The sequence below is a fragment of the Brevibacterium senegalense genome, from assembly GCF_000285835.1.
In the GTDB taxonomy this organism is placed as follows: Bacteria; Actinomycetota; Actinomycetes; order Actinomycetales; family Brevibacteriaceae; genus Brevibacterium; species Brevibacterium senegalense.
In genome coordinates this window covers 297,980-324,411 of record NZ_HE978601.1, presented here as the reverse complement: position 1 = coordinate 324,411, position 26,432 = coordinate 297,980, and the positions used below count along the sequence as shown (strand labels likewise).

Here is a 26,432-nt window from a genome sequence, read left to right as displayed (position 1 = left end):
ACTCACACCCCGTCGCCGAGGTCGCGGTCCCGTCCCAGCGCGGCCCGCCGCTCCGCTACCAGCCGGGTCAGCAGGTCCGCGACGGCCTCCGGGCCCGCGATGCGGTGCGGGGCGGCCGTGGCCTGATCGCCCACCTTGACGCCCAGGCCCACGAGGTCGGTGCGCTCGTTCAGGTGCGCGAAGGCGTCCTCATCCGTCGTGTCGTCGCCCAGGAAGAGGACGGCGTCCGCCTGCGTCGCCGCGATCATGCGGGCCAGGCCGTCGCCCTTCGTCTCCATGCGGACCGCGAACTCCGTCATCGCGTGACCGGCGAAGCTGCGCAGTCCGGTGAGTCGCGCGGCCAGGACGGCCAGTTCCGCGTGGAAGTAGTCCGCGCGATTCTCGCTGACCCCGCGCGTGTGCGCGGTCCGGCCCAGCGGCTTGGGCTCGATCCGCAGCTCCCCGTGACCCTGGGCCGGGGTGCCGGCGGCGATGGAGCGGAAGCCGGCGTCCAGCTCGTCGAGGAGGGCGGCCTCGGCGGCGGTGAGGGGAGTGGACCAGCCGGGTGCGCCGGCGGCGGGAGTCTCCACCGCGGCCGGGTCCGCGGGCAGGGCGGAGAAGTCCGTCTCCAGGCCGTGGGAGCCGATGAAGAGGACGGAGTCCGGGGCGGCGGACAGGTCCTGCAGGACCTCCATGCTGCGGCCGGAGATGTAGCCCACCGGGGTGTTCGGCAGCGCGGCCAGCTGTGCGACGGCCTCCGCCGAGCGGGGCAGGGGGCGGGAGGCCGCCGGGTCGTCCTGCAGCGGCGCGATGACGCCGTCGAAGTCGAGAGCGACCAGCAGGGTGTGTGCGGTGGTGAGAGGGGAGAGGTCGAGGGCCGAGGGAGCCGTGAGGGGCGGGTCGAGCAGTGCGGTCACAGGGGCGTCTCCGGGGTGGGGTCGGATGTGTCCGGGGGAGGGGTGACGGAGGGGCTGCGGGGTGGGGTGGACGCGTCGGAGGGGGTTGTGTCCGAAGGGGCTGTGTCCGAGGGGAGCGAGCCGGGGGCGGCGGTGACGGCGTGGGCGGCGCCTCGGCGGGTGGCGGCGATCCCGCGCAGGGTGCCCAGGAAGTCCGCGGACCAGCGGGCGACGTCCTCCGTGTGCAGCCGGCGGCGCATTGCGCGCATCCGGCGGCGGCGCTCCTGTTGGGGCATGCGGACCGCCTGCAGGATGCTCGCCTTGAGGCCGGTGATGTCGTACGGATTCACGGTGACGGCCTGGGTCAGCTGCTCCGCCGCACCGGTGAACTCGCTGAGCACCAGCACGCCGTCGTCCTCCGTGCGGCACGCGACGTACTCCTTCGCCACGAGGTTCATCCCATCGCGCAGCGCCGTCACGAGCATGACGTCCGCTGCCAGGTAGTACGCGGCCATCTCGTCGCGGGGGTACGAGTGGTGGAAGTAGTGGACCGGCTGGTGGTGCAGCGTCGAGTGCTCGCCGTTGAGGCGGCCCACCGCCTGCTCGACGTCGTCGCGCAGCTGCCGGTACTGCCCGATCCGCTCGCGGCTGGGTGTCGCGATCTGGACGAGCGTCGCCTCGCCGGAGGAGACGCTGCCGTCGTCCAGCAGCTCGCCGAAGGCCTTGATCCGGTGCCGGATCCCCTTCGTGTAGTCCATGCGGTCGACGCCCAGGAGGAGGATCTCCGGATCGCCCAGCTCCCGGCGGATCTCGCGGGCGCGGGCGATCGTCGCCTCCGACCGGGCCATCGCGTCCAGCTGCGCGGTGTCGATCGAGATGGGGAACGACCGGGCATGCGCGACGTGCGATTCCGCGCCGTCCGGTCCGGGCACGCTGACGGCGGTGTCCTTCGTCGACCGCTTGAGCGTGATCCGCACGGCGCGGCGGAAGTTCGCGGCGTCCGCCGGTCGCTGGAAGCCGATGAGATCCGCGCCCAGCATGCCCTCGAGGATCTGCGCCCGCCACGGCAGCTGCGCGAAGATCTCCCAGCCGGGGAACGGGATGTGGTTGAAGAACCCGATCGCCAGGTCCGGACGGGCCCGCCGCAGCAGTGCCGGGACCAGCTGCAGCTGGTAGTCGTGCACCCACACGACGGCGCCCGGCGCGGCGATCTGCGCGGCCCGGGCGGCGAACCGCTCGTTCACCGCCACATAGCTGTCCCACCAGGTGCGGTGGTACTCCGGGTGCACGATGAGGTCGTGGTAGAGCGGCCACAGCGTCGCGTTGGAGAAGCCCTCGTAGTAGCGCTCGATGTCCTCTGAGCTGAGCGGCACGGGGACCAGGTGCATGTCCTCGAGGTCGAACGGCTCGAACTCCTGGTCCGTCGCGCCGGCCCACCCCACCCATGCGCCGCGCGTGCTGCGCATGACGGGGGCGACGGCGGTGACGAGGCCGCCGGGGGAGGCCCTCCACGCAGGCGGATCGACCGTGTCGTCCCGGTCGACCGGGAGGCGGTTGGCGATGACGACGAAGTCGAACGTCGTGTCGTCGTTCCCGACGGTGGACATGGGTGGGACTCCTCCCTCCACCGGGCGGTGGAGCTGCGGTGCCGCGCGGCGAGGACACGCCGCGCGTCTCCCCGCGCTGAGCCACGACCCGGCGGGCGGATCGGGGACATTCAGATCTCTCCCCTAAGCTTAGCCGCGTGGAAACGGAGGAACTGGGCGGGTATCGCCTGATCGAGGAGCTGGGTGCCGGCGGCATGGGCGTCGTGTACCTGGGCGTCGACGGCGGCAACAGCCCCGTCGCGGTCAAGGTCCTCCACCCGCACATCTCCAGCGACGACACCGCCCGCCGGCGCCTGGCCCGCGAGACCCGCACGCTGCGGCGCATCAAGCACCCGCGGATCGCAGAGGTCCTGGACGCGGAGCTCGAATCCGACCGTCCGTTCATCGTCACGGAGTTCGTCGACGGCACGACCCTGTCCGCGGACGTCCGCGAGCACGGGCCGTTCCAGGAGGACGAGCTCGTCCACTTCGGCCACGCGCTGCTGGACGCCCTCAACGCCGTGCACGAGGCCGGGGTCATCCACCGCGACCTCAAGCCCGCCAACGTCATGATCATGGACGGCGAGCCGATGGTCATCGACTTCGGCATCGCCCAGGTCGCGGACGAGGTCAAGGTGACCGCGACGGGTCTGGTCATGGGCACGCCCGGCTACCTGAGCCCGGAGATCGCGGACGGCAAGCCCTCGAGCGAGAAGACGGACTGGTGGGGCTGGGCGGCGACGATGGTGTTCGCCGCGACGGGCCGCAACCCGTTCGGCTCCGGTCCGCTCGAGGCGGTGCTGGGCCGCGTCGCGATGGGCAAGGCGGACCTGGACGGCGTGCCCCAGAGGTTCGTGCCGCTGCTGCGCGCGTGCCTCGAGCCCAAGCCGGAGCGACGGCCGTCCGGCGCGATGATCCTCCAGGCGCTCGTCGACATCGAATCCGGCCGTGTGCCGGAACTGGGCGGTGCCACCCGCACGCAGATCCCGCAGGCCGGTGCGGTCCAGAACTCCGAGCCCGACGGCGCAGGCGCCGTGGCCGGCGGGGCCGTCGCAGGAGCCGCGGCGGGTGCTGCCATGGGCGCAGCGGGCGCGGGCTCCTATCCGGGGCAGCCGCGCGCGCACCACGGTCCGCCGCAGACAGCGGTGGGCCTGCCGGCCGTCGCCCATCAGGGACAGCACGGGCAGCCGGGACCGCAGGGTCGACAGGGCGGGGGACCGCAGGGCTGGCAGGGCGCACCCGCGCAGCAGGGGCACGGTTCACAGGGCTACGGACACCCGCAGCAGCAGTTCGCACCCCAGAGCGGACCGGGCACGCACGGTCCCGGTCCAGCGGGTGTCGCCCAGGCCTCGGCGCCGGCGGCCTTCGCGCCCCACGGACAGCGACCGTACGGTGCGCTGTCGCTGGACGAGGTGCAGCGACAGCGGAACGAGCGACAGGGACTCCAGCCCCACAACCAGCACCCGGGCCCGGTGCAGACCCACGGGCCGGACGGTGCAGTGGGGGGCTACTCGCCGTATTCGCCGCAGGGCGCTCGCGTGCCGACGGTACCGTGGCTGCTGCTGGCGTTCAACCTCTTCGGCATCGTCTTCACGGCACTGGGACCGATCCTCGTCGCGGCCGTCATGATCGTGTGGCAGGTCCTGGCGCGCACGGCGGGCCGCCTGCACACCGCGCGCCGCCGCCGTGTCGTCGAGTACGGCCCGCAGGCGGCCGGCGCCTGGTCCGCGGCCGCACGCGCACCAGGCTCCGCGGTCGCCTCCGTGTTCACGACGCTGCTGAGCCTGCTGCTGCCCACCGTCGCGGCACTGGCGGCGGCGATCCTCGCGTGGCTGGACATCGTGGGCATCGTGCCCACGGGGCGCAACGAGGAGTGGGCACTGTGGGCGGCGGCGCTGGTCTTCAGCGTCGTCCTGTGGCTGGGGCCGGGGTCGCACAACCTGCGACTGGGCTCGCGGGTCCTCTTCTCACCGCTCACGAAGTCCGGGAGATCCGGGATGATCGCCGCGATCGTGCTGGGTGCGCTCGCCGTCCTGGCGTTCACGACCGTGCTGGGCGGGGCGTCGGCGGTCTGGTGGCCGCTGCCGGAGAACCCGTTCGAGTATCTGCCGGAGCCCGGCGCCTGATGCACGCGGCACCGCGTGCGGGAGCGTCGGCTGAGAACCGACTGAGGGTCGCGGCACGGGCGTGCGCGGTACCCTTCGTCTCAAGAGATACAAGTATCAACGATCGATCCGACAGTCGACAGACATGAGGGGCTATGGCGAAGAACCCGTCCGCTGATGACCGCCGCGCGAACGCACGCGAGAAGGCGCGGCAGATCGCGGCCGCGCAGGCGCAGAAGGAGAAGAGGGCCAAGGCCATCCTCTACGGCGGCATCGCGGTCGTGGTGATCGCAGTCATCGCCGTCGTCGGCACGCTCGTGTGGCAGTCGTCGCGACCCGCACCCGCGCCGGTGGGCATGGTGTCCGGCACCGTGGCGTTCGGTCCCGGTGAGGGCGAGGGGCTGCAGGCCGTGCTGCCGGAGGGCGAGGACGAGAACGCGGATGTGTCCGCGCTGCCCACGCCCGCCGAGGCCGGAGTCCAGGACGGCGCGGCGGTCGTCAAGGTCTACCTGGACTTCCAGTGCCCCGGCTGCCAGGCCTTCGAGGACACGAACGCGGAGACGCTCAAGCGCCTCGCGGAAGAGGGCTCGATCGTCCTCGAGTACGAGCCGGTCGCGATCCTGGACCGCTACTCCAGCGGCAACGAGTACTCGACCCGCACGGCGAACATGATCGCCTGCGTCGCGGACTCCGGCCAGCACGCGGTGCTCCCGGACCTCTTCGCGGACCTGTTCGCGCAGCAGCCGGAGGAGGGCAGCGAGGGCCGCTCGGACGAGGAGCTCATGGCCGTCGCCGAGGGCGCGGGCGTCGATCTGGACGCCGCCGTCACCGTCGACGACGAGGAGATCGCGACGGTCCGCGACTGCATGTCCGGCATGGGCTTCGACCGCTACGTCGAGCGCACCACACAGGACGCGCTGGGTGACGAGGGGCTGCAGGGCACCCCGTACGTCAAGGTCAACGGCGAGGAGTACGAGGGCGACTGGTCGAACCGCGAGGCCTTCGCCGCAGACCTCATCCGGATGTCCGGCCAGGGCTGACCACGTGGAGGGTCCGGTGTGGGTGACGCCCACGCCGGATCCGTCCTGTGTGCGTGTGTGCGCGGGGTGGATTAGACTGGGCCGCCGTATGCCTCCTTAGCTCAGTTGGCCAGAGCATCTGTCTTGTAAACAGAGGGTCGCCGGTTCGAATCCGGCAGGGGGCTCCACCACGAGAAGGCCCCTCACCAGCAGAAATGCTGCGTGAGGGGCCTTTCGTGGTGGAGCCCGTCGTCGGTCTCCGGCTGCGGGCCAGAGGCCTGATCGAGTGGCGCGAACCGTCCTCAGGCGCGCTATCATGCGGATGGCGACCCTTCAGGAAACGTACGGAATCCCTTGAGCCTCTGCTGAGGGTCGCCGGATCGACGACTGCAGGGCTCCACTCATGTCCGCTGGTGACAGCGCACGCCTGGTGGAAGACACATGACGTGAAGGAGCGCCCATGCGCAGACAGATGCTGGTCCCGACGATCGCTGCGACAGCCGCGCTGACCCTGGTGGTGGGGTCCCTGCCCGCGCAGGCCTCAGCGGGGCTGGGTGCTACCGGAACGACCGAGTCCACGGCCACCGAGCCGTCATTGACGGTGTCCGACGAGGCAGACGCGGACGCGCCGATGCCCACGCCGTCGACCGCGCAGCCCGCCGAGGCCGACGACCAGACTCCGGTGCCCGTCGATGGGAGTACGCAGGAGATCGTGTCCGGTGCCACCGCCCAGGTGGACGTGGACGCGAGTGACGACACTGTGGCCGTCGTGGGCGTCAGCTGGGAGCTGGGCGCATCCGATGCTCCGGAGACCGTCGAGTACCGCGTCCTCGATGAGAACAAGGCGGCAGGCGACTGGATCGAGCTCGACGTGCTCGCCGGTGACGGCCCGGACCCGGGCACCGCGGAGGCGGCGGGTGCGCGCACCGGCACCGAGCCGCTCATCATCGCGACCGACGAGCAGGTCGAGGTCCGCGTGGACTCCGGCGCCGCCCAGGTGCAGGCGCTCGAGAGCCCGGTCACCGACGCGGACGCGGACCTCACGGGGGCGCAGTCCGCGGTTCCGTTTCCCTCCGCGGCCACGACCGCGCAGCGCGAAGCGGTCGATGCGGTCGCGGACGCGAGGGCGACGAACCGCGGTCTCACGTACACGACGCGCGCGCAGTGGGGTGCGAACGAGAGGCTCAAGCAGTGCGAGCCGGACATGACGACGACGAACAGGGCGATGGTCGTCCACCACACGGCGGGCGCGACGAACTACTCGAAGCAGCAGGTGCCCGGCATCCTCCGGGGAATCCTCAACTACCACACGCAGGCGCTGGGCTGGTGCGACGTGGGCTACAACATGCTCGTCGACCGCTACGGCACCGTCTACGAGGGACGCGCCGGCGGAGTCGACAAGGCCGTCGTCGGAGCGCACGCCTCCGGGTTCAACACGGGCACGTTCGGCGTGTCCGTCATGGGCACCTACAGCAGGCCGGCGCCCCAGGCCGCAGTCAACGCGCTGGGCCGTGTGGGTGCCTGGCAGGCGTCGCTGTGGAAGTACGACCCCACGTCGAAGGTGACGCTCACCAGCGGTGGAGGCGGCTCCGCGAAGTACGCGAAGGGGCGGAAGGTGAGCCTGCCGCGGATCTTCGGTCACCGCGACACCTCGGCGACCGAATGTCCCGGCAACGGGCTCTACGGACAGCTTTCGCAGGTCCGGACGAAGGCGGAGGCCGGATACGACAAGGACAAGGACACGTCGATCCCTGTCCCGGGTCAGATCGGGAAGTTCCACGCGAAGAACAAGGCGAAGACGGGCGCGCCCATCACGAAGCAGAAGTGCGGGCTCAAGGGCGGCGGCTGCTCGCAGAAGTTCGTCCGCGGGTCGGTGCACTACAAGAAGTCGACCGGTGCCCACTTCACGACGAAGGGCTCCGGCATCCAGCGCCATTGGATCTCCCAGAAGCAGCAGAACGGCACGCTGGGCTATCCGACCGGTGAGGTGATGCGGCTCAAGGGTGTGTCGAGCTCCTTCGCCCAGAACTTCGAGGGCGGCACGATCGTGTACAAGAAGTCGACCGGCGCGCACACAGTGCGCGGCGCGATCGGGACGAAGTGGAAGAAGCTGGGGTGGGCGAACAGCAGCATGAAGCTGCCGATCACCGCGCAGAAGTGCACGCTCGTCCGAGGCGGCTGCTTCCAGAAGTTCCAGGGCGGGTCGATCCACTGGTCGAAGAAGTCCGGGGCGCACGAGACGAAGGGCGCGATCCAGCGCGCGTGGGGAACCCAGAAGTACGAGAAGGGCCGCCTGGGCTACCCGACCAGCGGTGAGTTCACCTCCGGCGGCCTCAAGCGGCAGAACTTCGAGGGCGGCTACATCACGTGGTCGAAGAAGCAGGGCGCGAAGATCCGCTACAGGTGAGCGGCTGCGGCCCATCCGCCCCGGATCGACAAGCCGGGGCGGATCGGCCACAGTAGCGAGCATGGGCGCAGAGGGCGGAAGGACGGACGAGCGGCAGAGCGCTGCCACCGCACCTGATGCCGCGTCCGCGTCCGCAGGCGTGCCCGGGGCGCGCACGGTGCGCGGCCGTGTGCTCGCGATGATGCTCGCGTTCATGCTGCTGGGTCTGGCCGCCGCCGGCACGGTCAGCTACACCTCGCAGTTCGCGGCGCTGGAGGCGCGGGTCGACACAGAGCTGCGCCAGGAGATCGACGAGCTGGAGCTCGTGGCGCAGCTGTCGCTGGAGAGGCAGGAGGGCGGTCTCGAGGACCTGTTGCGCTCCGCGACCGGCGCGGTGGTGCCGGGCGAGTACGAATCGGTCATCGCGCTGCTGGACGGCCAGCCGCTGTTCCAGCCGGAGGATGTGAACTTCTCCCTGTCGGATCCGGAGGTCCTCGCCCAGATCAACGACCGGTCCGTCCCCGGCCGGACCGTCTACACGGACATCACGATCGACGGCGCACCCCACCGGGCCGCGATCGCATCCGTGACCGTCGCGGGCGACGACCGACAGGGCACCTTCGCGGCCGTCAACCGGGTGGCGGCCCAGCGCGAGTCGATCTGGCGGTCCGCCGGGATCTACGCGGCGACCTCGCTGGGCGTCCTCCTTCTTGCCGCGATCGCGGGGCAGCTGGTGAGCGGCCGCCTCATGCGCCCGCTCGAGGAGCTGCGGGACGCAACCCGGTCGATCTCGCCCGACGACCTGGACCGGCGGGTGACGGTCCCGGACGGCGACGACGACGTGGCTGCCCTGGCCCGCACCTTCAACACGATGCTCGACCGGATCAGCGACGGCTTCGCAGAGCAGCGCCGGTTCATGAGCGACGTGAGCCACGAACTGCGCACCCCGCTCACCATCATCCGGGGCACCCTGGAGACCACGGACAGCACGGACCCCGCGGACGTGGAGGAGGGACACCAGATCTCGCTGGAGGAGATCGAGCGGATGGACCAGCTGGTGGGCGACCTGTCCACGCTGGCGAAGGCCGGACGGCCCGACTTCCTCCGCCTGGCACCTGTCGACCTCGAGCTCTTCGGACCCCGCGTGCTCTCCCGCATGGAACACCTGGGCGACCGCGAGTGGATCCTCGACTCGCACGCGACCGGCTTCGTACTGGCCGACGACGCCCGACTCATCCAGGCGATCGTCCAGCTGGCCGCCAACGCGATCCGGTTCACGGATCCCGGATCCCGGATCCGCCTGCGGATCGAGGTCGTGGGCCGCCGCTTCGAACCCGACCGCCCGCAGGAATCGCCGCGCAGCCTCATCATCGCCGTGCGGGACGACGGCACCGGCATCCCCGCAGGCCAGCAGGAGGCGATCTTCGACCGGTTCGTCCGCCTGGGCGCCGGGGATCCCTCCGCCGGCAGTGGACTGGGCCTCTCGATCGTCCGCGCGATCGCGGAGGGGCACGGTGGTCGTGCGCACGTCGACTCGCGCGAGGGCGTGGGTTCCGAATTCGTCCTTACCCTGCCCTACCGTCCCGTCCCGCCGGTCCCCGCTATGCCCCCGCCGGGTGCGGCAGTGGCCCCGTCCAGCGCCGCCAGGCCCCCGACCGACCCCGCCAGGCCCCCGTCCAGCACCACCGGAACACCGACCACCACCGCCGGACCGCCGTCCTTCCCGCGCCCGCCCCAGCTCCCGCATCCACCCAAGCCCCCATCCCCGCCCCGGAGGACATCATGAGGATCCTCGTCGCAGAGGACGAACCCCGCATCTCCCGCTTCGTCGCCCGCGGTCTCACCGCCAGCGGTTACACGCCCACGGTCCTCGCCGACGGGATCACCGCACTGGACTACGCGAGCAGCGGCGAATTCGACCTGCTGGTCCTGGACGTGGGCCTGCCCCGGATGGACGGATTCGCCGTGCTGCGGAACCTGCGCGAGCTGGGGTCCACGATCCCCGTCATCATCGTGACCGCGCGCGACTCCGTCGAGGACACCGTGCACGGGCTGGAGGGCGGAGCGGACGACTACCTGTCGAAGCCGTTCCGCTTCGAGGAGCTGCTGGCGCGGATCCGCCTGCGTGCGCGGGAGACGGGTGCGGCACCGGCGGCGTCCGCGGAAGGAGGAGCCGACATGCTGCGGGTGGGTGCGCTCGCCCTCAACTCCCGCACGCGCTCGATCGAGCAGCAGACGGACACGGGCACCCGCACCATCGAGCTGAGCGCCCGCGAGTACTCGATGGCCCTCATGTTCTTCGAGCACCCCGGCCAGGTGCTCAGTCGCGAGCAGCTCCTGTCCCGCGTCTGGGGCTACGACTACGACGGCGCCTCGAACGTCGTCGACGTGTACGTGGGCTACCTGCGGAGGAAGCTGGGAGCCGACTCGATCATCACGGTGCGCGGCGCCGGCTACCGACTGGCCGCCTGACATGTCCGGCGTGCGCACCGATCCCCGCGTGGGGCATGAGAGGTCTCTCATCACCGGTTCACCGCCGCCTCACCTCCGGGTGTGATCGTGAGTTCCATGATGAAGACGCAGCTTCCCGTCCTGGTCGGCGCGGCCGGCCTGATCGCGGCCGCGATCTTCGTCGTGGTGCCGCTCACCCACGAGGAGACGACGTCCCCCGGCATCTCCGTGGGCGAGCAGACGGAGGACCCGGCCCCCGCCGGCACCGTCGACGCCGAGGCCGACGAGACGTCCGCCGGCGAGGACGCCTCCCCGCACCCCACCCCGACCAGTCGCAGTCGCGCCTCCATGGTCGAGCGCCCCCTGCCCGCGCCCGCGCCCGCACCGGAATCCGGAGGCGGCGGTGCCGGCGGCGGTCGCGACGTCTGCGAGTGGGACGACGGCGAATGGGAGTGCGACGACGACGATGACTGGGACGATGACGACGACGACGATGACTGGGACGATGACGATGACGATGACGACGACTGAGTCCGCCCGCCAGGCGGACACCGCGACGCCGCCCGCCGCCCTCCTGCCAGCATGAGTGTGTCCGGCGACACAGTCCGCCGTCCGTCCGTGCGGACGCAGGAGAGGAACTCGGTATGAGCGCAGACCCGACCGCATCGACGAACACCCCCGCCGTCACGTGGCGGATCGAGGACGGGATCGCCGTCGTCACGCTGTCGAACCCGCCGGTCAACGGTCTGTCGGACCGCGTGCGCGCGGGCCTGAGCGCCGCGCTCGATGCGCTCGAGTCCACCGCGGACCTCACGGGCGTCGTGCTGGTGGGCGAGGGGCGCGGCTTCTGCGGCGGTGCGGACGTCCGCCAGTTCAACACCCCGGCCGCGCAGGCGGAGCCCCGCCTGCGCGACGTGCTCGACCGCCTCGTCCGCCTGCCCGTCCCGGTCGTCGCGGCCCTCCACGGCTTCGCCCTGGGCGGTGGGCTGGAGCTGGCACTGGGCGCGCACGTGCGCATCGCGCAGGAGGGCACGGAGGTGGGGCTCACGGAGACCACCCTGGGCCTCATCCCCGGAGGGGGAGGCACCCAGCGGCTGCCCCGCCTCATCGGGACCGGCCCCGCCCTCGACGTGATCGTGGGCGGCGCCCGCCTCTCCGCCGCCGAGGCCGCGGAGACGGGGATCGTCGACGCCGTCTTCGAGGGCGACCCCGTCGCAGCCGGGATCCGGGCCGTCCAGGTGCGGGCGGCCTCGGGAACGGGACTCACGGTGCTGGACGACCAGCCGGTCCCGGACGCCTCAGCCGTCGACTTCGCGGTGGCCCGCGCCGCGGCCCGCCGCAATCGGCGCAATGCGCGCGCCCGGCTGGCGGCGATCGACGCGGTCGAGGCCGCGACCCGGCTGCCGCTGGCTCAGGGCCTCGACCACGAGCGCGCGCTCTTCACGGAACTCGTCGAGGGACCGGAGTCGAAGGCCCTGCGCCACCTCTTCTTCGCAGAGCGCACCGCGTCCCGCATCGACGCGCTGCCGCGGGACACGCAGCCGCGGACGATCGAGCAGGCGGCGGTGATCGGCTCCGGCACGATGGGCGCGGGCATCGCGATGGCGCTGGCCGCCGCGGACATCCCCACGATCGTCGTCGACACGACGGACGAGGCGATCACCCGCGCCCGGGGCCGGATCGACGCGACCCTCGCCTCGCAGGCGCAGCGCGGCCGGATCACGCAGGACCAGGCGGCCCGGCGCAGCGCGTGCATCACCCTGACGACGGACCAGGCGGACGTCGCCCACGCAGACATCATCATCGAGGCGGTCTTCGAGGACCTGGACGTCAAGCGCACCGTGTTCGGCCAGCTGGATGCCGTCGCGAAGCCGGGGGCGATCCTCGCGACGAACACCTCTCGCCTGGACGTCGACCTCATCGCGGATGCGACCGCCCGCCCGCAGGACGTCATCGGCCTGCACTTCTTCAGCCCCGCGAACATCATGCGACTGCTGGAGGTCGTCCAGGGGAAGCGGACCGCGGACGACGTGCTGGCGACCGCGATGGCGCTGGCCCGGCGGATCGACAAGCAGCCGGTGCTGTCGCAGGTGGGGGAGGGCTTCATCGGCAACCGGATGCTCTCGCCCTACCGCCGCGAGGCGGAGCAGCTGCTGGAGAGCGGTGCGAGTCCCCGCCAGGTCGATGAGGCCCTCGAGGCCTTCGGCTTCGCGATGGGTCCCTTCGCCATGTCCGACCTGGCCGGGATCGACGTGAGCGAGGCCGGGCGGCGCACGTTCCGGGCGACCGCGGACCCGGTCCTCCTGGCGTCCCAGTCGGACATCCCCACGAAGCTGTACGAGGCCGGTCGTTACGGGCAGAAGACCGGCGCCGGTTTCTACCGCTACGAGGAGGGCGACCGCACCCGCTACGACGATCCCGCGGTCCAGGAGATCATCGAGGAGTGCGCGCAGGCGTCAGGCGTGATGCGACGGATGGTGACGGACGAGGAGATCGTCGAACGCTGCGTCCTGGCGCTCGTGAACGAGGCGGCGAAGCTGCTGGAGGACGGGATCGCCCAGCGCGATTCGGACGTCGACGTCGTGTGGGTCGCCGGCTACAACTTCCCGGCGTACCGCGGCGGCCCGCTCTTCTGGGCGCAGCAGCGGGGGCTGGACACGGTCGTCGCCCGCATGCGCGAGTTCGAGGAGACGCTGGGGGCGTACTGGCGACCCGCGGATCTGCTGGTGCGGCGGGCGGAGGCCGGGGCTACCATGGTCCGGTGAGTTCACAGCCCCCTGCCAGCACGTCCACATCCGCGCGCTCCTCGAACGGGGGCCTCCTCGACCGCGTCTTCGAGATCTCCACGCGCAACTCGACCGTGGGGAGGGAGGTGCGCGGCGGTGTCGCGACCTTCTTCTCGATGGCGTACATCGTCATCCTCAACCCCCTGATCCTGGGCACGGTCGCGGACTCCGCGGGCCGGTTCCTGGGCGGCGGCGACGTCCCCAACCTGGCCGCGGTCGCAGCGGCGACCTCGCTGGTGTCCGGCGTCCTCACGATCCTCATGGGGCTGGTGGGCAACTTCCCCATGGCGGTGTCGTCCAGCCTGGGCCTGTCCGCGCTGCTGACCTACGGCATCGTCGCGCTGCCGGGGATGACGTGGGCGGACGCGATGGGTCTCGTCGTCATCGAGGGGATCATCCTGCTCATCCTCGTGCTCACGGGCTTCCGCACCGCGATCTTCAACGCGGTGCCGGGTCAGCTCAAGACGGCGATCAGCGTGGGCATCGGCCTCTTCATCGCGATGATCGGCATGATCAACGCGGGCTTCATCTCCTACGAGGGCGGACCGGGCTTCCAGCTGGGCATGGGCGGGTACATCAGCGGCTGGCCGCTCATCATCTTCCTCGTCGCGCTCTTCGCCCTCTTCGTCATGTGGGCCTCGGGCGTGCGCGGGGCGATCCTGCTGTCGATCATCGGTGCGACCGTCCTGGCGCTCGTCCTCGAAGCGGTCTTCCGGATCGGCCCGAAGACGGGCGACGACGGCGAGGTCGCGAACGAGCACGGCTGGGGCCTGTCCGTCCCCACCCTGGACCAGCAGTGGTTCAGCCTCCCGGACTTCTCCGTGCTGGGGTCCTTCAACCTGCTGGGGTCGTGGCAGCACATCGGCATCATCGCGGCGACGCTCGCCGTCTTCACGATGCTCCTGGCGAACTTCTTCGACCTGCTCGGCACGATGGTCGCGGTCACGAAGACCGCGGGGCTCGAGGGCGACAACGGCGAGATCCCGCACGCCAAGCGGATCATGGTCGCGGACGCGCTGGGCGCGATCGGCGGCGGCATGGGCGGCACCTCGTCGAACTCCGGCTTCATCGAGTCGACGGTGGGTGCCGGCGACGGTGCCCGCACGGGACTGGCCAACGTCGTGACGGGTGTCCTGTTCCTCGCGACGATCCTGCTGGCCCCGCTGGCGGCGGTCATCCCCACGGAGGCGGCCGCGCCCACCCTCGTGCTCGTGGGCTTCCTCATGATGCAGCAGATCACGTCGATCGACTGGAAGGACCTGGAGCTGGCGATTCCGGCCTACATGACGATCGTCATGATGCCGTTCTCCTACTCGATCACGAACGGGATCGGGGCCGGCTTCCTCACCTTCGTCATCATCAAGCTGGTGCGCGGGAAGTTCCGCGAGGTGCACCCGCTCATGCTGCTCACCAGCGCACTCTTCGCCGTCTACTTCGTCTCCGGCCCGCTGCAGGACCTGCTGGGCGCCGCCTGACGGCCCCCGCAGGCCCCGACCGCCGAGGCCGCCCTCAGTCCCCCTCGCCCCGCACCGGGGTGAGCCCGGGCAGCTTGGGCTCCAGTCCGTCGCCGCTGGAGACCCGGCGCAGGCGGCGCGAGACCCACGGGGCCAGGTGGGTGCGCACCCACGCGGACTCCTCGGCCACCGCCTGGCGGACGGGACGGCCGGGCCGCTCCGGCATCGCGAAGCCCTGGCGGGTCGAGGCGGTGCCCTCGAGGGTGGCGAGCGCCTGCCGGGACACGAGCTCGTGCCCCTTCGCGCTCAGGTGGATGCGGTCCTCGGCCCACATCTCCTGCGTGTACAGCTCGCGCAGGCCCCACAGGTCCAGCATGTAGCAGCCGTGGCGCTGCGCGATCGTCCAGAGGTGGCTGTTGTAGATCCCCACCCGCGAGCGCACCGTGCGGAGGAGCGGCGAGGCCGTCTCCGTGTCGTAGCCGTTGACCATGAGGACCTGGATGCCGGCTTCGCGCAGGGCGACGACGGCCGACTCGATCTCGTCGGCCAGGTGGTCGATGTTCGTGTACGGGCGCAGGCAGTCGTTGCCGCCGGCGCACAGGCTCACGAGGTCCGGCGCCAGCTCGAGGGCCCGCGGCAGCTGCTCCGCCAGCACCTGGTCGGCCAGCCGCCCGCGGATGGCCAGGTTCCCGTACGTCAGGTCGGTGCTGCCCGCGGGTGAGGTGACCAGCTGCTCGGCCAACCGGTCGGCCCAGCCGCGGAAGCCGCCCGCGGTGGGGTCGACGACCTCGGCGTCCGTCCTGCCGGGTGCATCGGTCCTGTCGTGTCCGGCGGTCCGGCCGGCCGGGTCCGTCCCGGCGGGGTCGTGGGCCGGGTCCGCGAAGTCCATGAGGCCCTCGGTGAACGAGTCCCCGATCGCGACGTAGCTCTTGAAGGGTGGTGTGGCGGTCACTGTGATCTCTCCCGTCGACGCGCGTGCTGGAGCCATCGTATTCCCCGACCCGCTACCGTGGATGCCGACGGATTTTCGCTGTCCCCGGTCCGCCACAGCCCCCACATCCCAGGAGTCGCCGTGTACCGTTCCATCCCCGTCCCCGCCGTCCGCGACCTCGCCGTCGTGGGTGCCCGCATCCTCCCCGTCGCAGACGCGGACGGGAACCGGGCCGCGCCGATCGAGGACGGCGTGATGCTGGTGCGCGACGGCCGGATCGCGCAGGTCGGCACCGCCGCCGAGGTCGCGGTCCCGCAGGACGGCTCCCTCACCGTCGTCGACGGGTCCGGGATGGTGCTGACGCCGGGGCTCGTCGAGGCCCACGGCCACCTGGGCGTCCACGAGGACGGCGAGGGCTGGTCCGGCGACGACACGAACGAGAGGACCGTCGTCGACGGTGCGAAGCTGCGCGCCCTCGACGCGATCAACCCCGCGGAGCTGGGCTTCAAGGACGCACTGCGGGGCGGCGTCACGAGCGCGGTCGTCAAGCCGGGCTCCGCGAACCCGATCGGCGGCCGGACCGCGGCGGTGAAGACGTGGGGCCGCGTCGTCGACGAGATGGTGATCCGGGAGGATGTGTCCGTCAAGTCCGCGCTGGGGGAGAACCCCAAGCGCGTCCACGGCGAGAAGGACCGCATGCCGTCCGTCCGCATGGGCGTGGCGGCAGCGCTGCGCGAGGCGTTCGTCGACGCGCAGAACTACGCGCGGGCCCGCGACCGGGCGCAGGAGGAGGGGACCCCGTTCGACCGTGACCTGGGGCGCGAGACCCTGGCCGCGGTGCTGGCCGGTGACCTCATCTGGGACCAGCACTGCCACCGGGCGGACGACATCGCGACGGCGATCCGCCTGTCGGAGGAGTTCGGGTACCGCCTGGTCGTCAACCACGGCACGGAGGGCCACCTGCTGGCCGACTACCTGGCGGAGAAGGGCATCGACGTGATCGTGGGTCCCCTCATGACCAGCCGCTCGAAGGTGGAGCTGCGCAACCGGACGCTCGCCACCCCGGCCGCACTGGCCCAGGCGGGCGTGCGGATCGCGCTCACGACCGACCACCCCGTCATCCCCATCAACTTCCTCATCCACGAGGCGAGCCTCGCGGTGAAGGAGGGGCTGGACCCGGTCGTCGCCCTCGAGTCGCTCACGATCAACCCCGCGGCCATGTTGGGGCTGGACGATCGGGTGGGCGCACTGGCGCCGGGCCGCGACGCGGACTTCGTCCTGTGGACCCAGGACCCGCTGGAGCTGGATGCCCGCGCGTCCCGCGTCTTCGTCGACGGCCGCGAGGTCTTCCGCTACGACGAGGAGTCCGGCCTGGCCGATGTCGCGGACCCGTGGGGTCCCACCCGCATCGCCCAGCCCAGCACCCGCTGATCACCGACCCGGCCCGACTGCAAGACACCACCCGCCCCGCGCAGAACCAGGAGGACGCAGCTCCACGTGACTCAGGACGACCGACTCCGCCGCCCCCAGGAGGACACACCCGCCGGCACGCCCGCGGGTGACGCCGTCGTGCGCCCGGACGAGCGCGGCACCGCGCCGCGGCCGGGCGCGTCCTCCACCGGGTCGGAAGCCGGCACTGCTCCGCGAGGCGGCACGGCCGAGGCCGGCACGGCGCCTCGGGGAGGCGCGGCTGAAGCCGGCACCGCACCGCGCGGGGGAGCGTCGGAGGCCGGGACCGTCCCCCGGGGGAGCATGGCGGAGGCTGGCGCGATCCCCCGGACCGGGACCTCGGGAGCGGACTCGAAGGGCTCCCGGCGTGCCCGCGTGAGCGGTCTGCTGGGACGCAGTCGGCCGGGAGGGACGGCGAACGCGGCGCGGTCCGCGCAGCAGATCGCCCGGCGGGCGGTCACGAAGATCGTCGAGGATCCGTCGCCCACGACGCAGCCCATCCCGATCGTCGCGGTCCTGCGGAACACGCCGTACTCGGCGCCCGTGCAGGAGGCCGCGAAGAGCGAGGACGAGGCGCGGATGATCCTCGACCTCGCCGTCGATCTGGGGCAGATGATGCTGCGGGCGGGCGCGTCGTCGCAGGACGTCGAGGTCTCCGTCATCGCGACGTGCACCGCCTACGGACTGGCGACCGTCGAGGTCGACCTCACCGCGAACTCGCTGACCGTCCACTACACGGACGGCATGGGCAACATCGTCACGGTGATGCGCGTGAATCGCGAGGACTCCGTCCATTTCGCGAAGCTGTCCGCGATCCACGCCCTTGTGACGGAGATGGTCGACGGGAGGATCGATTCTGAGCGGGCCCGCGAGCGCCTCGACGCGATCCGCAAGCAGAAGCGTCCCTACCCGGAGTGGCTCGTCGACGTCTCATGGGGCGCGCTGGTGGCGGGCTTCGTCAACCTGGTGGGCGGGTCCTACGTGTCCTCTGCCCTGGGCTTCCTCATCGCGATCGCGAACCAGCGCTTCGGCGCGCTGCTGGGCCGCACCGGCATGCCCTCGTTCTTCATCGTCGTCATCCAGGCGCTCACCATCACGGTGCTGGCGATGGGGGCGGCGACGCTCCACCTCATCGCCAGTCCCCAGTTCCTGGTGGCCGCGGGCATCGTCCTGCTGCTGCCCACGATGGGACTCATCTCCGCAGTGCAGGACGCGATCACGGACTTCCCGCTCACCGCGTCCGGGCGCGCGATCTCCGTGGCGCTCACCTTCGCTGCGATCGTGACGGGCATCGCCGCGGGCATCATGATCGGGCGGCTGCTGAACCTGCAGACGATCGAGGTGACGCTCCCGGCGACCGGCACGCAGTTCCTCACGACGCTCGTGTCCCTCTTCGCGGCCGTCATCGTCGCCGCCGGTGGCGCGACGGCGATGCAGGCGACGAAGCGGTACATCCTCCCTGCCGCGATCATCGGCGTCATCGGATTCGCGATCATGGTGGCCTGCCTGGTGGGCGGACTCAACGGGATCCTCACGAGCTTCCTCGCCTCGACGGTCGTGGGGGTGCTGGCCCGGCCGGTCGCCCTGCGGCTGGGCGCGCCCGCGATCGTCCTCGTCATCCCCGGGCTCTACCCGCTGCTGTCGGGACTGTCGATCTTCAATGCGGCCTACCTCATTGTGCAGCCGGAGGAGTCCGTCGGACTGGCCACCGGTCTGTCGTCCCTCTTCACTGCGCTCACCGTGAACGCGGCACTGGGGGTGGGCGCAGTCTTCGGCACCTTCCTCGCGACGTGGCTGCCGTACGGCCAGGGCCGCCGGACGAAGGCCGAGGCGATCGTGCAGGACGAGGGTGGGGACGCGGAGGAGACCGCGACCGGCGCGCCCTGACCGGGAGGCCCAGGCTTCGACCTGACGGGGAGGCTCAGGCCTCGAGGCGCCAGTCGACCGGTGCGGCACCCATCTCCTGGAGCAGGGCGTTCGTGCGGGAGAACGGGCGGGATCCGAAGAAGCCCCGTGAGGCGGACAGCGGCGAGGGGTGCGGCGATTCGATGCGCGGCACGTCCGTGAGGCGCGGCGCCAGTGACTGCGCGTCCCGTCCCCACAGGATCGCGACGAGCGGTGCGCCGTCCTGCGTCCGCCGCTCGACGAGCGCCTCGATCGCGCGGTCGGTCACCTGCTCCCAGCCCTTGCCGCGGTGCGAGGCGGGTGCGCCCGGCGCCACCGTCAGGCACCGGTTCAGCAGCATGACGCCCTGGCGGGACCACGGCCGTAGGTCGCCCGTGGCGGCGGGCGGGACGCCCAGGTCGTCGTGGAGCTCGCGGTAGATGTTGACGAGTGAGCGTGGCAGGGGTCGGACGTCCGGGGCGACGGAGAACGACAGCCCGATGGGGTGCCCGGGGGTCGGATAGGGGTCCTGTCCCACGATGAGGACCCGGACCTCGGTGAGGGGTTCGCGGAACGCGGCCAGGATGTCGTCACCCGACGGCAGGTAGCCGCGGCCGGCCCGCACCTCCTCGCGCAGGAAGTCGCCCATGCCCCGGATCACGGGTTCGACGGGGGCCAGGGCCTGCGCCCAGTCCGGGGCGATGAGTGTGTCGAGACGGGCCTGCGGACTCATGCCCTCCACCATACGGCGGGCCGTGGTGCGTGCTGTGCGCCGGGCGTCGGTCTGTGAGCGACTCATGGGCGGCGCACAAGGCGTGTGCGGACCTGCTCATGGGCGGGGTCTCGCATGCGCAGGCAGGGGTGGATATGCTCGAACAGGTTCAGTGACGAACGGTCACGCGCACGACGATCGAGGAGGCGGCATGACAGGATTCCCGGAGAAGAAGCACTACCCGATGCTCATCGGCGGTGAGTGGGTCGACGCACTCGACGGCGACACGGCGGATGTCATCACCCCCATCGATCGCAACGTCGTCATCGCGACGGTCCCGCGCGGCAAGGAGGCGGACGCGGATCGCGCCGTCGAGGCAGCGAAGAAGGCGTTCCCCGCGTGGTCGGGCCTGCACTTCAAGGAGCGGCAGCGCCTGCTCCTCAAGGCCGCGGACGCGCTCGAGGAGAACATCGAGAACCTCGCGCAGCTGACCGCGCTGGACACCGGCAACGCCCTGCGCACGCAGGCGCGTCCCGAGGCCGCAACGCTCGTCGACCTCTTCCGCTACATGGGCGGCATCGCCGGTGAGGCGAAGGGCGTCGTCCTCCCCGCCGGCGACGACCAGCTGCAGTACACCCGTCGCGAGCCCGTGGGCGTCGTCGCGGGCATCCTGCCGTGGAACTCGCCGCTCATGATCGCGGGCTTCAAGACCCCGGCGGCGCTGGCGGCCGGCAACACGCTCGTCCTCAAGTGCGCCGAGGATGCGCCGCTCACCATCCTGGAGATGGGCCGCATCATCGCGGACATCCTCCCAGCCGGTGTCCTCAACATCGTGACGGGCCGCGGCTCCGTCATCGGCGAGCGCCTCGCCGTTCACCCGGACGTCGCGAAGGTGTCATTCACGGGCTCGACGCCGGTGGGCCGCCACCTGGCGGAGGTCGCCGGACGCCGTCTGGCGCACACCTCGATGGAGCTGGGCGGCAAGTCGCCCGCGATCGTGTTCCCCGACTCGGACCTGGACGAGGTCGCGGACCAGGTGGTCCTGTCCACCCGCTTCGCGCGCCAGGGCCAGTCCTGCACCTCCGGCTCGCGTCTGTTCCTCCACGAGGACATCTACGACTCGTTCCTGCAGAAGGTCGTCGACCGCGTCTCGAAGATGAAGGTGGGCGACCCCCGCGACGAGGCCAGCGACATCGGCGCCGTCAACTCGGAGAAGCAGTGGAACACGATCCAGACCTACATCGAGCTGGGTGAGGCGATGGACGGTGTGGAGGTCGCGTACGACGGGCGGAAGACCCTCGAGGTGGGCGAGCCCGGCTACTACCACGCGCCGATCATCTTCTCGCAGGCGCGCAACGACTGGCGGACCAGCCAGGAGGAGATCTTCGGTCCCGTCCTGTCCGTCATCCCGTGGAACGACTTGGACGAGGTCATCGACGAGGCGAACGACACGGAGTTCGGCCTCGCCGCGTTCGTGTTCTGCCGTGACCTGGACCAGGCGATCGCCACCGGCAACCGGATCCAGTCCGGCTGGGTCCAGATCAACCAGGGCGGCGGCCAGGTGGTCGGCCAGTCGTACGGCGGCTACAAGCAGTCCGGCCACGGACGCGAGGCCTCGCTCGAGGGTCTGCTCGAGGGATTCACACAGATCAAGCAGGTGAATGTGAAGCTGCGCTGAGCACCGCCCGCTGACGCCGAGGCGCCGGTCCTCCCCACCCGGGGGAGGCCAGCGCCTCCGCGCGTTCGAGGAGGGGCGCACCGGCGCCCGAGCGGATCGTCGGCGTCCGCGATCAGCTGCGCACCGGCGGGGACTCCGCGCAGGTGGGCGACCCGCGGGTAGACTCTGCAGGCGAGGGAGGTGTCCATGACGGAGAAGGCACAGGGCGAGGCGGTGCACCCGCACGGGGAAGCCACCGCACAGGCGGACCACCAGCAGGGGGAGCTGTCCGCGGTGGACGCCGCGATCCTCGAGTTCGAGCGCACCTGGTTCACCTACGGCGGTGCCAAGGACCACGCGATCCGCGAGCGCTTCGACCTGAGTGCCGGCGCCTACTTCCAGCGCCTCTCTGTTCTGCTGGACGATCCCCGCGCCTACGCGCACGACCCCATCCTCATCAAGCGCCTGCGCCGGATCCGGGACTCCCGGCAGCGCAGCCGCTCCGACGCGCGCCTGGCACGGTGAGGAGCTGAGCATGCCCACCTACCCGGAGGACGAGTTCGACCGACTCCCGCCCACCGGGCGCCGCGGCGCCCACCGGCAGGAGTCGACCCTCAGCCAGCGCAGCGCCTACGTGCTCATCGCGATCGTCGCGATCGTCGCGGTCCTGCTGATCGTGGGCGTCGTCAACATCATCCGCACCTCGTTCCACGACCCGGAGGAGCAGGTCCAGGAGCCGCCTGCGGCGACGGAGACGGACTCGCCCGGCGAGGACGGGACGGACGAGGGTGAGGAGACGACCGCGGACGTCGACAAGGAGTCCGTCGTCGTCTCGATCCAGAACATCTCCGGTGTGAACGGCGCAGCGGCCGCCTTCCAGGAGGCGATCGAGGGGAACGGCTGGACCGTCCAGGACGTCGGCACGCTCTCCTCCCCGGAATCCGTCTCGACCGTCTACTACTCCGCGCCGGAGCACGAGGCGCAGGCCGCAACGCTCGCGGAGGAGCTGGGCGTCGAGCAGATCGAGGAGTCCGCGGAGTACCCGGCGGAACTCACGCTGGTCCTCGCCTCAGACCTCGCGGCGGAGGGTCCGCAGGGCACCGCGACGGACGGTGCGGAGACCGGCGAGGAGTCGACTGCTCCGCTGGGCTGACCTCTCCCGTCCGCCTCCGCGCGGCGATCGCGTCCCGCTCTCAGCGAACATTTTTGCACTCTCGGGTGTCGAGTGCTAAATGTAGTGTGTGATCCTCGCTCATCACTGAGGGCTCTGCACCCTGCGGAAGGGAGCAGCGGACAGGGCCCCGCCGTCGCGGGCATGATGGCGCGAGGGGGACATCCACCCCGAAAAGGGAGGCAGCAAGCCACATGGCAAAGCTCATCGCATTCGACGAAGAGGCCCGACGCGGCCTCGAACACGGCCTCAACACGCTGGCCGATGCGGTCAAGGTGACACTGGGGCCGCGCGGCCGCAACGTCGTGCTGGAGAAGAAGTGGGGCGCACCCACGATCACCAACGACGGCGTCTCCATCGCCAAGGAGATCGAGCTCGAGGATCCCTACGAGAAGATCGGCGCGGAGCTCGTCAAGGAGGTCGCGAAGAAGACCGACGACGTCGCCGGTGACGGCACGACGACGGCGACCGTGCTGGCCCAGGCACTGGTGCGCGAGGGCCTGCGCAACGTCGCGGCCGGCGCGGACCCGCTGAGCCTCAAGCGCGGCATCGAGAAGGCCGTCAAGGCGGTCTCCGACGTCCTGGTCGACTCGGCCACGGAGGTCGAGACGAAGGAGCAGATCGCGGCGACCGCGGGCATCTCCGCCGGCGACCCGGCGATCGGCGAGCTCATCGCCGAGGCGATCGACAAGGTCGGCAAGGAGGGTGTCGTCACCGTCGAGGAGTCGAACACCTTCGGCCTGGAGCTCGAGCTCACGGAGGGCATGCGCTTCGACAAGGGCTACATCTCCGGCTACTTCGTGACGGACACGGAGCGCCAGGAGACGGTGCTCGAGGACCCCTACATCCTCATCGTCAACTCGAAGATCTCGAGCGTGAAGGACCTCCTCCCGGTCCTCGAGAAGGTGCAGCAGTCGGGCAAGCCGCTGTTCATCATCGCCGAGGACGTCGAGGGCGAGGCCCTGGCGGTGCTCATCGTCAACAAGATGCGCGGCACCTTCAAGTCCGTCGCCGTCAAGGCACCGGGCTTCGGAGACCGCCGCAAGGCGCAGCTGGCCGACATCGCGATCCTGACCGGTGGTCAGGTCATCGCGGAAGAGGTGGGCCTCAAGCTCGAGAACGCCACCGTCGACCTGCTGGGCACCGCCCGCAAGGTCGTCGTGACGAAGGACGAGACGACGATCGTCGAGGGTGCCGGCGACTCCGACGAGATCGCGGGCCGCGTCTCGCAGATCCGCGCGGAGATCGAGGCCTCGGACTCGGACTACGACCGCGAGAAGCTGCAGGAGCGCCTCGCGAAGCTGGCCGGCGGCGTGGCCGTCATCAAGGCCGGCGCCGCGACCGAGGTCGAGCTGAAGGAGCGCAAGCACCGCATCGAGGATGCCGTGCGCAACGCGAAGGCCGCCGTGGAGGAGGGCATCGTCGCCGGTGGTGGCGTGGCCCTCATCCAGGCCGGTGAGTCCGCGTTCGACTCGCTGTCCTCGCTCGAGGGCGACGAGGCCACGGGCGCCTCGATCGTGAAGGTGGCCATCGACGCGCCGCTCAAGCAGATCGCGACCAACGCGGGCCTGGAGCCCGGCGTCGTGGCCGACAAGGTGCGGGGCCTCCCGGCCGGGCACGGCCTCAACGCCGCGACCGGTGACTACGGCGACCTGCTGGCCGCCGGCATCAACGATCCGGTCAAGGTGACCCGCTCCGCACTGGAGAACGCGGCCTCGATCGCAGGCCTGTTCCTCACGACGGAAGCCGTCGTCGCGGACAAGCCGGAGCCCGCGGCTCCGGCCGGCGACCCGACCGGCGGCATGGGCGACATGGGCGGCATGGGCTTCTGACCCACCGCGCACGCGCGCTGCACGCAGGGCGGGAGTGGATCCGGACGGATCCACTCCCGCCCTGCGGCGTTCCCGGCGCCTGCGCACGGAGGAACCGACACGATGCGGGCGCCTCCTCATGCATGATGCACAACCCTTTAGGCTGGGAGCATGGGCCCCGTCATCTTCCTCATCCTGCTGGCCGTCCTCATCGGATCGCTGTCGCAGCGGGTCACCGGGATGGGGTTCGCGATGGTGTCCGCCCCGTTCCTCGTGCTGCTCATGGATCCGATCGCGGGCGTCGTGCTCGTGAACCTCTGCGGGATCGTGTCGTCCGTCCTCGTCCTGTCGCGGACCCACCGGGAGGTCGACTGGTCGCGCGCGTGGCGGCTGATCGTCACCGCGATCGTGGGGACCGTGCCCGGCGCCCTCCTGGCCGTCGCGCTCCCCGGCCATGCGCTGGAGATCCTCATCGGTGCGCTCGTCGTCGTCTCGCTGACCACCTCGATGGTCCTCACGCGCTACGCACGGCCCGTGCGGCTGGGAATGCCCGCACTCGCCGTCTCCGGGCTGACCGCGGGTGCGATGAGCTCGGCGGCGGGCGTGGGCGGTCCGGCCCTCTCCGCCCTGGCGCTGCTGACCCGCTGGGAGCAGCGGTCGTTCGCGGCGACCATCCAGCCCGTGTTCGTCGCGGTGTCCTCCAGTGCCGTCATCATGAAGCTCGTGTTCGACCACGACGCCTGGCCCGGCCTCGCCTGGACGACCTGGGTGCTCATCTTCGTCGCGCTGGGCGCCGGCCAGCTGCTGGGGGAGTGGCTGTCCCGCATCGTGCCCGTGTCCGGTGCGCGGGCGGGCATGCTGATCCTGGCCTTCCTGGGCGGCTTCCTCACGATCGCACGGGGTCTGGGACTCATGTGAGCCGCATCGGATTGTCGGGCCCAGGGAGCAGTGGGGCGGACCGACCCCGCTCAGAGCGCATACAGGATCGGCTGGGATACTTGAACCCGGAATGACATCGGTTCGCACGCCGTCGGGTGATCGCGACTCGCAGTCTCGCCGTCAGAAAGGTCCGACAGGATGATGTCCCTCGTCTTCTTCCTGCTCCTCGCGGGGATCGCCGCAGCATTCCTCATCGGCTCGCGTCGCCAGAAGGCCCGGGAACTGGAGGAGCGCGCAGAGGAACTGGAGCGCGTGAAGAAGACGGTCGAGGAGGACGTCGTCGCCTTCGGCGAGGAGGTCGCGGACCTGGACCTCATCACGGCCGGTGCAGAACTGGACGAGGGCGGTCGGCAGGACTACTCGCGGGCGATCGACGAGTACGACCGGGCCAAGGACCTGCTGGACCGCATCGAGACGCCGCAGCAGGTCTCGCATGTGACCGAGGCGATCGAGGACGGCCGCTACGCGGCGAAGTGCGTGCGCGCCCGCGTCGAGGGCAAGCCCCTGCCGGTGCGCCGCCCGCCCTGCTTCTTCAATCCCCAGCACGGTCCGTCCGTCGAGGACGTTGACTGGGCGCCCGTGGGCGGACAGCCGCGCCCGGTCCCGGTCTGCGCCGCGGATGCGGAGCGCGTGAGCTGCGGAGCAGAGCCGAACGTCCGCACGGTGCCGGTGGGCAACGGCCTGCAGCGCCGCGCCTACTGGGAGGCGGGACCCGCCTACGCGGAGTACAACCGCGGCTACTTCAACTCCTACGCGGGCTCCGGCCTGCTGCCCGGCGTCCTCATGGGCGCGATGATGTTCGGCGGTTTCGGCGGCGGCTGGGACGGCGGCATGGACGGCGCCGGCGACATGGGCGGAGGCGACTTCGGCGGCGACGCAGGCGGTGACTTCGGTGGAGGCGACTTCGGCGGGGACATGGGCGGCGGATTCGACCTGGGCGGGTTCGACTTCTGATGATCGGTGACGGGATACCCGGCATCGAGATCCGCGACGAGGCGATCACACTGGGCCAGCTGCTCAAGCTCCACGGTGTCGCCGGCACCGGTGCGGAGGCGAAGGACATGCTGGCGGCCGGGGTCGTGACGGTCAATGACGTCGTCGAGACCCGACGCGGAGCGAAGATCCGCCCCGGCGACATCGTCGACGCCGCCGGTGAGGTCTTCTCCGTCGTGACCCGTGCGGACTGACCAACCCGCATCTCCCGCGCGCTGACGCG

21 protein-coding genes and 1 tRNA gene are annotated in these 26,432 nt (G+C 71.0%); 18 read left to right on the top strand and 4 right to left on the bottom strand.

What is annotated here, in order from left to right:
* Positions 1–2 precede the first annotated feature (2 nt).
* Positions 3–896, bottom strand: coding sequence for a trehalose-phosphatase (locus HGBR_RS16405; RefSeq protein ID WP_019158143.1), 894 nt, complete (start codon positions 894–896; stop codon positions 3–5).
* Positions 893–2,482 carry an alpha,alpha-trehalose-phosphate synthase (UDP-forming) gene (locus HGBR_RS04535; protein ID WP_019158142.1) on the bottom strand — a complete coding sequence of 530 codons (1,590 nt, stop codon included), beginning with the start codon at positions 2,480–2,482 and terminating at the stop codon, positions 893–895. Before HGBR_RS04535 ends, HGBR_RS16405 begins: the two co-directional genes overlap by 4 nt.
* Before the next feature lie 137 nt (positions 2,483–2,619).
* On the opposite strand from HGBR_RS04535, the gene HGBR_RS04530 reads away from it, so the two are divergent.
* From HGBR_RS04530 to HGBR_RS04490, 9 genes are all read left to right on the top strand, one after another.
* The gene (locus tag HGBR_RS04530) at positions 2,620–4,587 is read left to right on the top strand and encodes a serine/threonine-protein kinase (RefSeq protein WP_019158141.1); all 1,968 of its coding nucleotides are present in this window, start codon (positions 2,620–2,622) and stop codon (positions 4,585–4,587) included.
* Between the two features lie 134 nt (positions 4,588–4,721).
* The gene (locus tag HGBR_RS04525; RefSeq protein WP_019158140.1) at positions 4,722–5,606 is read left to right on the top strand and encodes a DsbA family protein; all 885 of its coding nucleotides are present in this window, start codon (positions 4,722–4,724) and stop codon (positions 5,604–5,606) included.
* A 90-nt stretch (positions 5,607–5,696) separates the two neighbouring features.
* Positions 5,697–5,773: transfer RNA gene (locus HGBR_RS04520), tRNA-Thr, on the top strand.
* Between the two features lie 272 nt (positions 5,774–6,045).
* On the top strand, positions 6,046–7,992 hold the full coding sequence (locus tag HGBR_RS04515; RefSeq protein ID WP_019158139.1) for an N-acetylmuramoyl-L-alanine amidase: 1,947 nt from the start codon (positions 6,046–6,048) through the stop codon (positions 7,990–7,992).
* A 61-nt stretch (positions 7,993–8,053) separates the two neighbouring features.
* A complete protein-coding gene (locus HGBR_RS16400) occupies positions 8,054–9,757 on the top strand; it encodes a sensor histidine kinase (protein ID WP_019158138.1) in 1,704 nt (567 codons plus the stop codon).
* Positions 9,754–10,443 carry a response regulator transcription factor gene (locus HGBR_RS04505; protein WP_019158137.1) on the top strand — a complete coding sequence of 230 codons (690 nt, stop codon included), beginning with the start codon at positions 9,754–9,756 and terminating at the stop codon, positions 10,441–10,443. Before HGBR_RS16400 ends, HGBR_RS04505 begins: the two co-directional genes overlap by 4 nt.
* 96 nt (positions 10,444–10,539) lie before the next feature.
* Positions 10,540–10,953 (top strand): hypothetical protein, encoded by a 414-nt coding sequence (locus tag HGBR_RS20305; protein WP_019158136.1) that lies wholly within the window; start codon positions 10,540–10,542, stop codon positions 10,951–10,953.
* Positions 10,954–11,066: 113 nt separating this feature from the next.
* On the top strand, positions 11,067–13,187 hold the full coding sequence (locus HGBR_RS04495) for a 3-hydroxyacyl-CoA dehydrogenase NAD-binding domain-containing protein (RefSeq protein ID WP_019158135.1): 2,121 nt from the start codon (positions 11,067–11,069) through the stop codon (positions 13,185–13,187).
* On the top strand, positions 13,184–14,683 hold the full coding sequence (locus tag HGBR_RS04490; protein ID WP_019158134.1) for an NCS2 family permease: 1,500 nt from the start codon (positions 13,184–13,186) through the stop codon (positions 14,681–14,683). The genes HGBR_RS04495 and HGBR_RS04490 overlap by 4 nt, the downstream gene beginning before the upstream one ends.
* Before the next feature lie 34 nt (positions 14,684–14,717).
* Here the strand turns inward: HGBR_RS04490 and HGBR_RS16390 are convergent, their stop codons facing one another.
* Positions 14,718–15,614, bottom strand: coding sequence for an SGNH/GDSL hydrolase family protein (locus HGBR_RS16390; RefSeq protein ID WP_019158133.1), 897 nt, complete (start codon positions 15,612–15,614; stop codon positions 14,718–14,720).
* A 120-nt stretch (positions 15,615–15,734) separates the two neighbouring features.
* Between HGBR_RS16390 and HGBR_RS04480 the strand changes: the two genes are divergently transcribed.
* Both HGBR_RS04480 and HGBR_RS04475 read left to right on the top strand, forming a co-directional pair.
* Positions 15,735–17,024, top strand: coding sequence for an amidohydrolase (locus HGBR_RS04480; protein ID WP_019158132.1), 1,290 nt, complete (start codon positions 15,735–15,737; stop codon positions 17,022–17,024).
* Between the two features lie 66 nt (positions 17,025–17,090).
* The gene (locus HGBR_RS04475) at positions 17,091–18,929 is read left to right on the top strand and encodes a threonine/serine exporter family protein (protein ID WP_019158131.1); all 1,839 of its coding nucleotides are present in this window, start codon (positions 17,091–17,093) and stop codon (positions 18,927–18,929) included.
* Between the two features lie 34 nt (positions 18,930–18,963).
* Here the strand turns inward: HGBR_RS04475 and HGBR_RS04470 are convergent, their stop codons facing one another.
* The gene (locus HGBR_RS04470) at positions 18,964–19,659 is read right to left on the bottom strand and encodes a uracil-DNA glycosylase (RefSeq protein WP_019158130.1); all 696 of its coding nucleotides are present in this window, start codon (positions 19,657–19,659) and stop codon (positions 18,964–18,966) included.
* Between the two features lie 190 nt (positions 19,660–19,849).
* Here HGBR_RS04470 and HGBR_RS04465 point away from each other — a divergent pair, with 190 nt between their 5' ends.
* The 7 genes from HGBR_RS04465 (at position 19,850) to HGBR_RS04435 (ending at position 26,403) form a co-directional block, all read left to right on the top strand.
* Positions 19,850–21,316, top strand: coding sequence for an aldehyde dehydrogenase family protein (locus HGBR_RS04465; protein ID WP_019158129.1), 1,467 nt, complete (start codon positions 19,850–19,852; stop codon positions 21,314–21,316).
* A gap of 186 nt (positions 21,317–21,502) precedes the next feature.
* Positions 21,503–21,820 (top strand): DUF3263 domain-containing protein, encoded by a 318-nt coding sequence (locus HGBR_RS16385; RefSeq protein WP_019158128.1) that lies wholly within the window; start codon positions 21,503–21,505, stop codon positions 21,818–21,820.
* Between the two features lie 10 nt (positions 21,821–21,830).
* The gene (locus tag HGBR_RS16380) at positions 21,831–22,448 is read left to right on the top strand and encodes a LytR C-terminal domain-containing protein (protein ID WP_019158127.1); all 618 of its coding nucleotides are present in this window, start codon (positions 21,831–21,833) and stop codon (positions 22,446–22,448) included.
* A gap of 212 nt (positions 22,449–22,660) precedes the next feature.
* Positions 22,661–24,298 (top strand): chaperonin GroEL, encoded by a 1,638-nt coding sequence (gene groL, locus HGBR_RS04450; protein WP_019158126.1) that lies wholly within the window; start codon positions 22,661–22,663, stop codon positions 24,296–24,298.
* A gap of 150 nt (positions 24,299–24,448) precedes the next feature.
* Positions 24,449–25,195, top strand: coding sequence for a sulfite exporter TauE/SafE family protein (locus HGBR_RS04445; RefSeq protein WP_019158125.1), 747 nt, complete (start codon positions 24,449–24,451; stop codon positions 25,193–25,195).
* A 159-nt stretch (positions 25,196–25,354) separates the two neighbouring features.
* Positions 25,355–26,170 (top strand): hypothetical protein, encoded by an 816-nt coding sequence (locus HGBR_RS04440; RefSeq protein ID WP_245533261.1) that lies wholly within the window; start codon positions 25,355–25,357, stop codon positions 26,168–26,170.
* A complete protein-coding gene (locus tag HGBR_RS04435; RefSeq protein WP_019158123.1) occupies positions 26,170–26,403 on the top strand; it encodes an RNA-binding S4 domain-containing protein in 234 nt (77 codons plus the stop codon). The genes HGBR_RS04440 and HGBR_RS04435 overlap by 1 nt, the downstream gene beginning before the upstream one ends.
* Positions 26,404–26,432 lie beyond the last annotated feature (29 nt).

Bases quoted from the DNA above. Each gene is read 5' to 3' on its own strand.
- HGBR_RS04535 (WP_019158142.1), bottom strand. From the start codon at position 2,482: ATGTCCACCGTCGGGAACGACGACACGACGTTCGACTTCGTCGTCATC.
- HGBR_RS04525 (WP_019158140.1), top strand. From the start codon at position 4,722: ATGGCGAAGAACCCGTCCGCTGATGACCGCCGCGCGAACGCACGCGAG.
- HGBR_RS04515 (WP_019158139.1), top strand. From the start codon at position 6,046: ATGCGCAGACAGATGCTGGTCCCGACGATCGCTGCGACAGCCGCGCTG.
- HGBR_RS16400 (WP_019158138.1), top strand. From the start codon at position 8,054: ATGGGCGCAGAGGGCGGAAGGACGGACGAGCGGCAGAGCGCTGCCACC.
- HGBR_RS04505 (WP_019158137.1), top strand. From the start codon at position 9,754: ATGAGGATCCTCGTCGCAGAGGACGAACCCCGCATCTCCCGCTTCGTC.
- HGBR_RS20305 (WP_019158136.1), top strand. From the start codon at position 10,540: ATGATGAAGACGCAGCTTCCCGTCCTGGTCGGCGCGGCCGGCCTGATC.
- HGBR_RS04495 (WP_019158135.1), top strand. From the start codon at position 11,067: ATGAGCGCAGACCCGACCGCATCGACGAACACCCCCGCCGTCACGTGG.
- HGBR_RS04470 (WP_019158130.1), bottom strand. From the start codon at position 19,659: ATGAGTCCGCAGGCCCGTCTCGACACACTCATCGCCCCGGACTGGGCG.
- HGBR_RS04465 (WP_019158129.1), top strand. From the start codon at position 19,850: ATGACAGGATTCCCGGAGAAGAAGCACTACCCGATGCTCATCGGCGGT.
- HGBR_RS16385 (WP_019158128.1), top strand. From the start codon at position 21,503: ATGACGGAGAAGGCACAGGGCGAGGCGGTGCACCCGCACGGGGAAGCC.
- HGBR_RS16380 (WP_019158127.1), top strand. From the start codon at position 21,831: ATGCCCACCTACCCGGAGGACGAGTTCGACCGACTCCCGCCCACCGGG.
- groL (WP_019158126.1), top strand. From the start codon at position 22,661: ATGGCAAAGCTCATCGCATTCGACGAAGAGGCCCGACGCGGCCTCGAA.
- HGBR_RS04445 (WP_019158125.1), top strand. From the start codon at position 24,449: ATGGGCCCCGTCATCTTCCTCATCCTGCTGGCCGTCCTCATCGGATCG.
- HGBR_RS04440 (WP_245533261.1), top strand. From the start codon at position 25,355: ATGATGTCCCTCGTCTTCTTCCTGCTCCTCGCGGGGATCGCCGCAGCA.
- HGBR_RS04435 (WP_019158123.1), top strand. From the start codon at position 26,170: ATGATCGGTGACGGGATACCCGGCATCGAGATCCGCGACGAGGCGATC.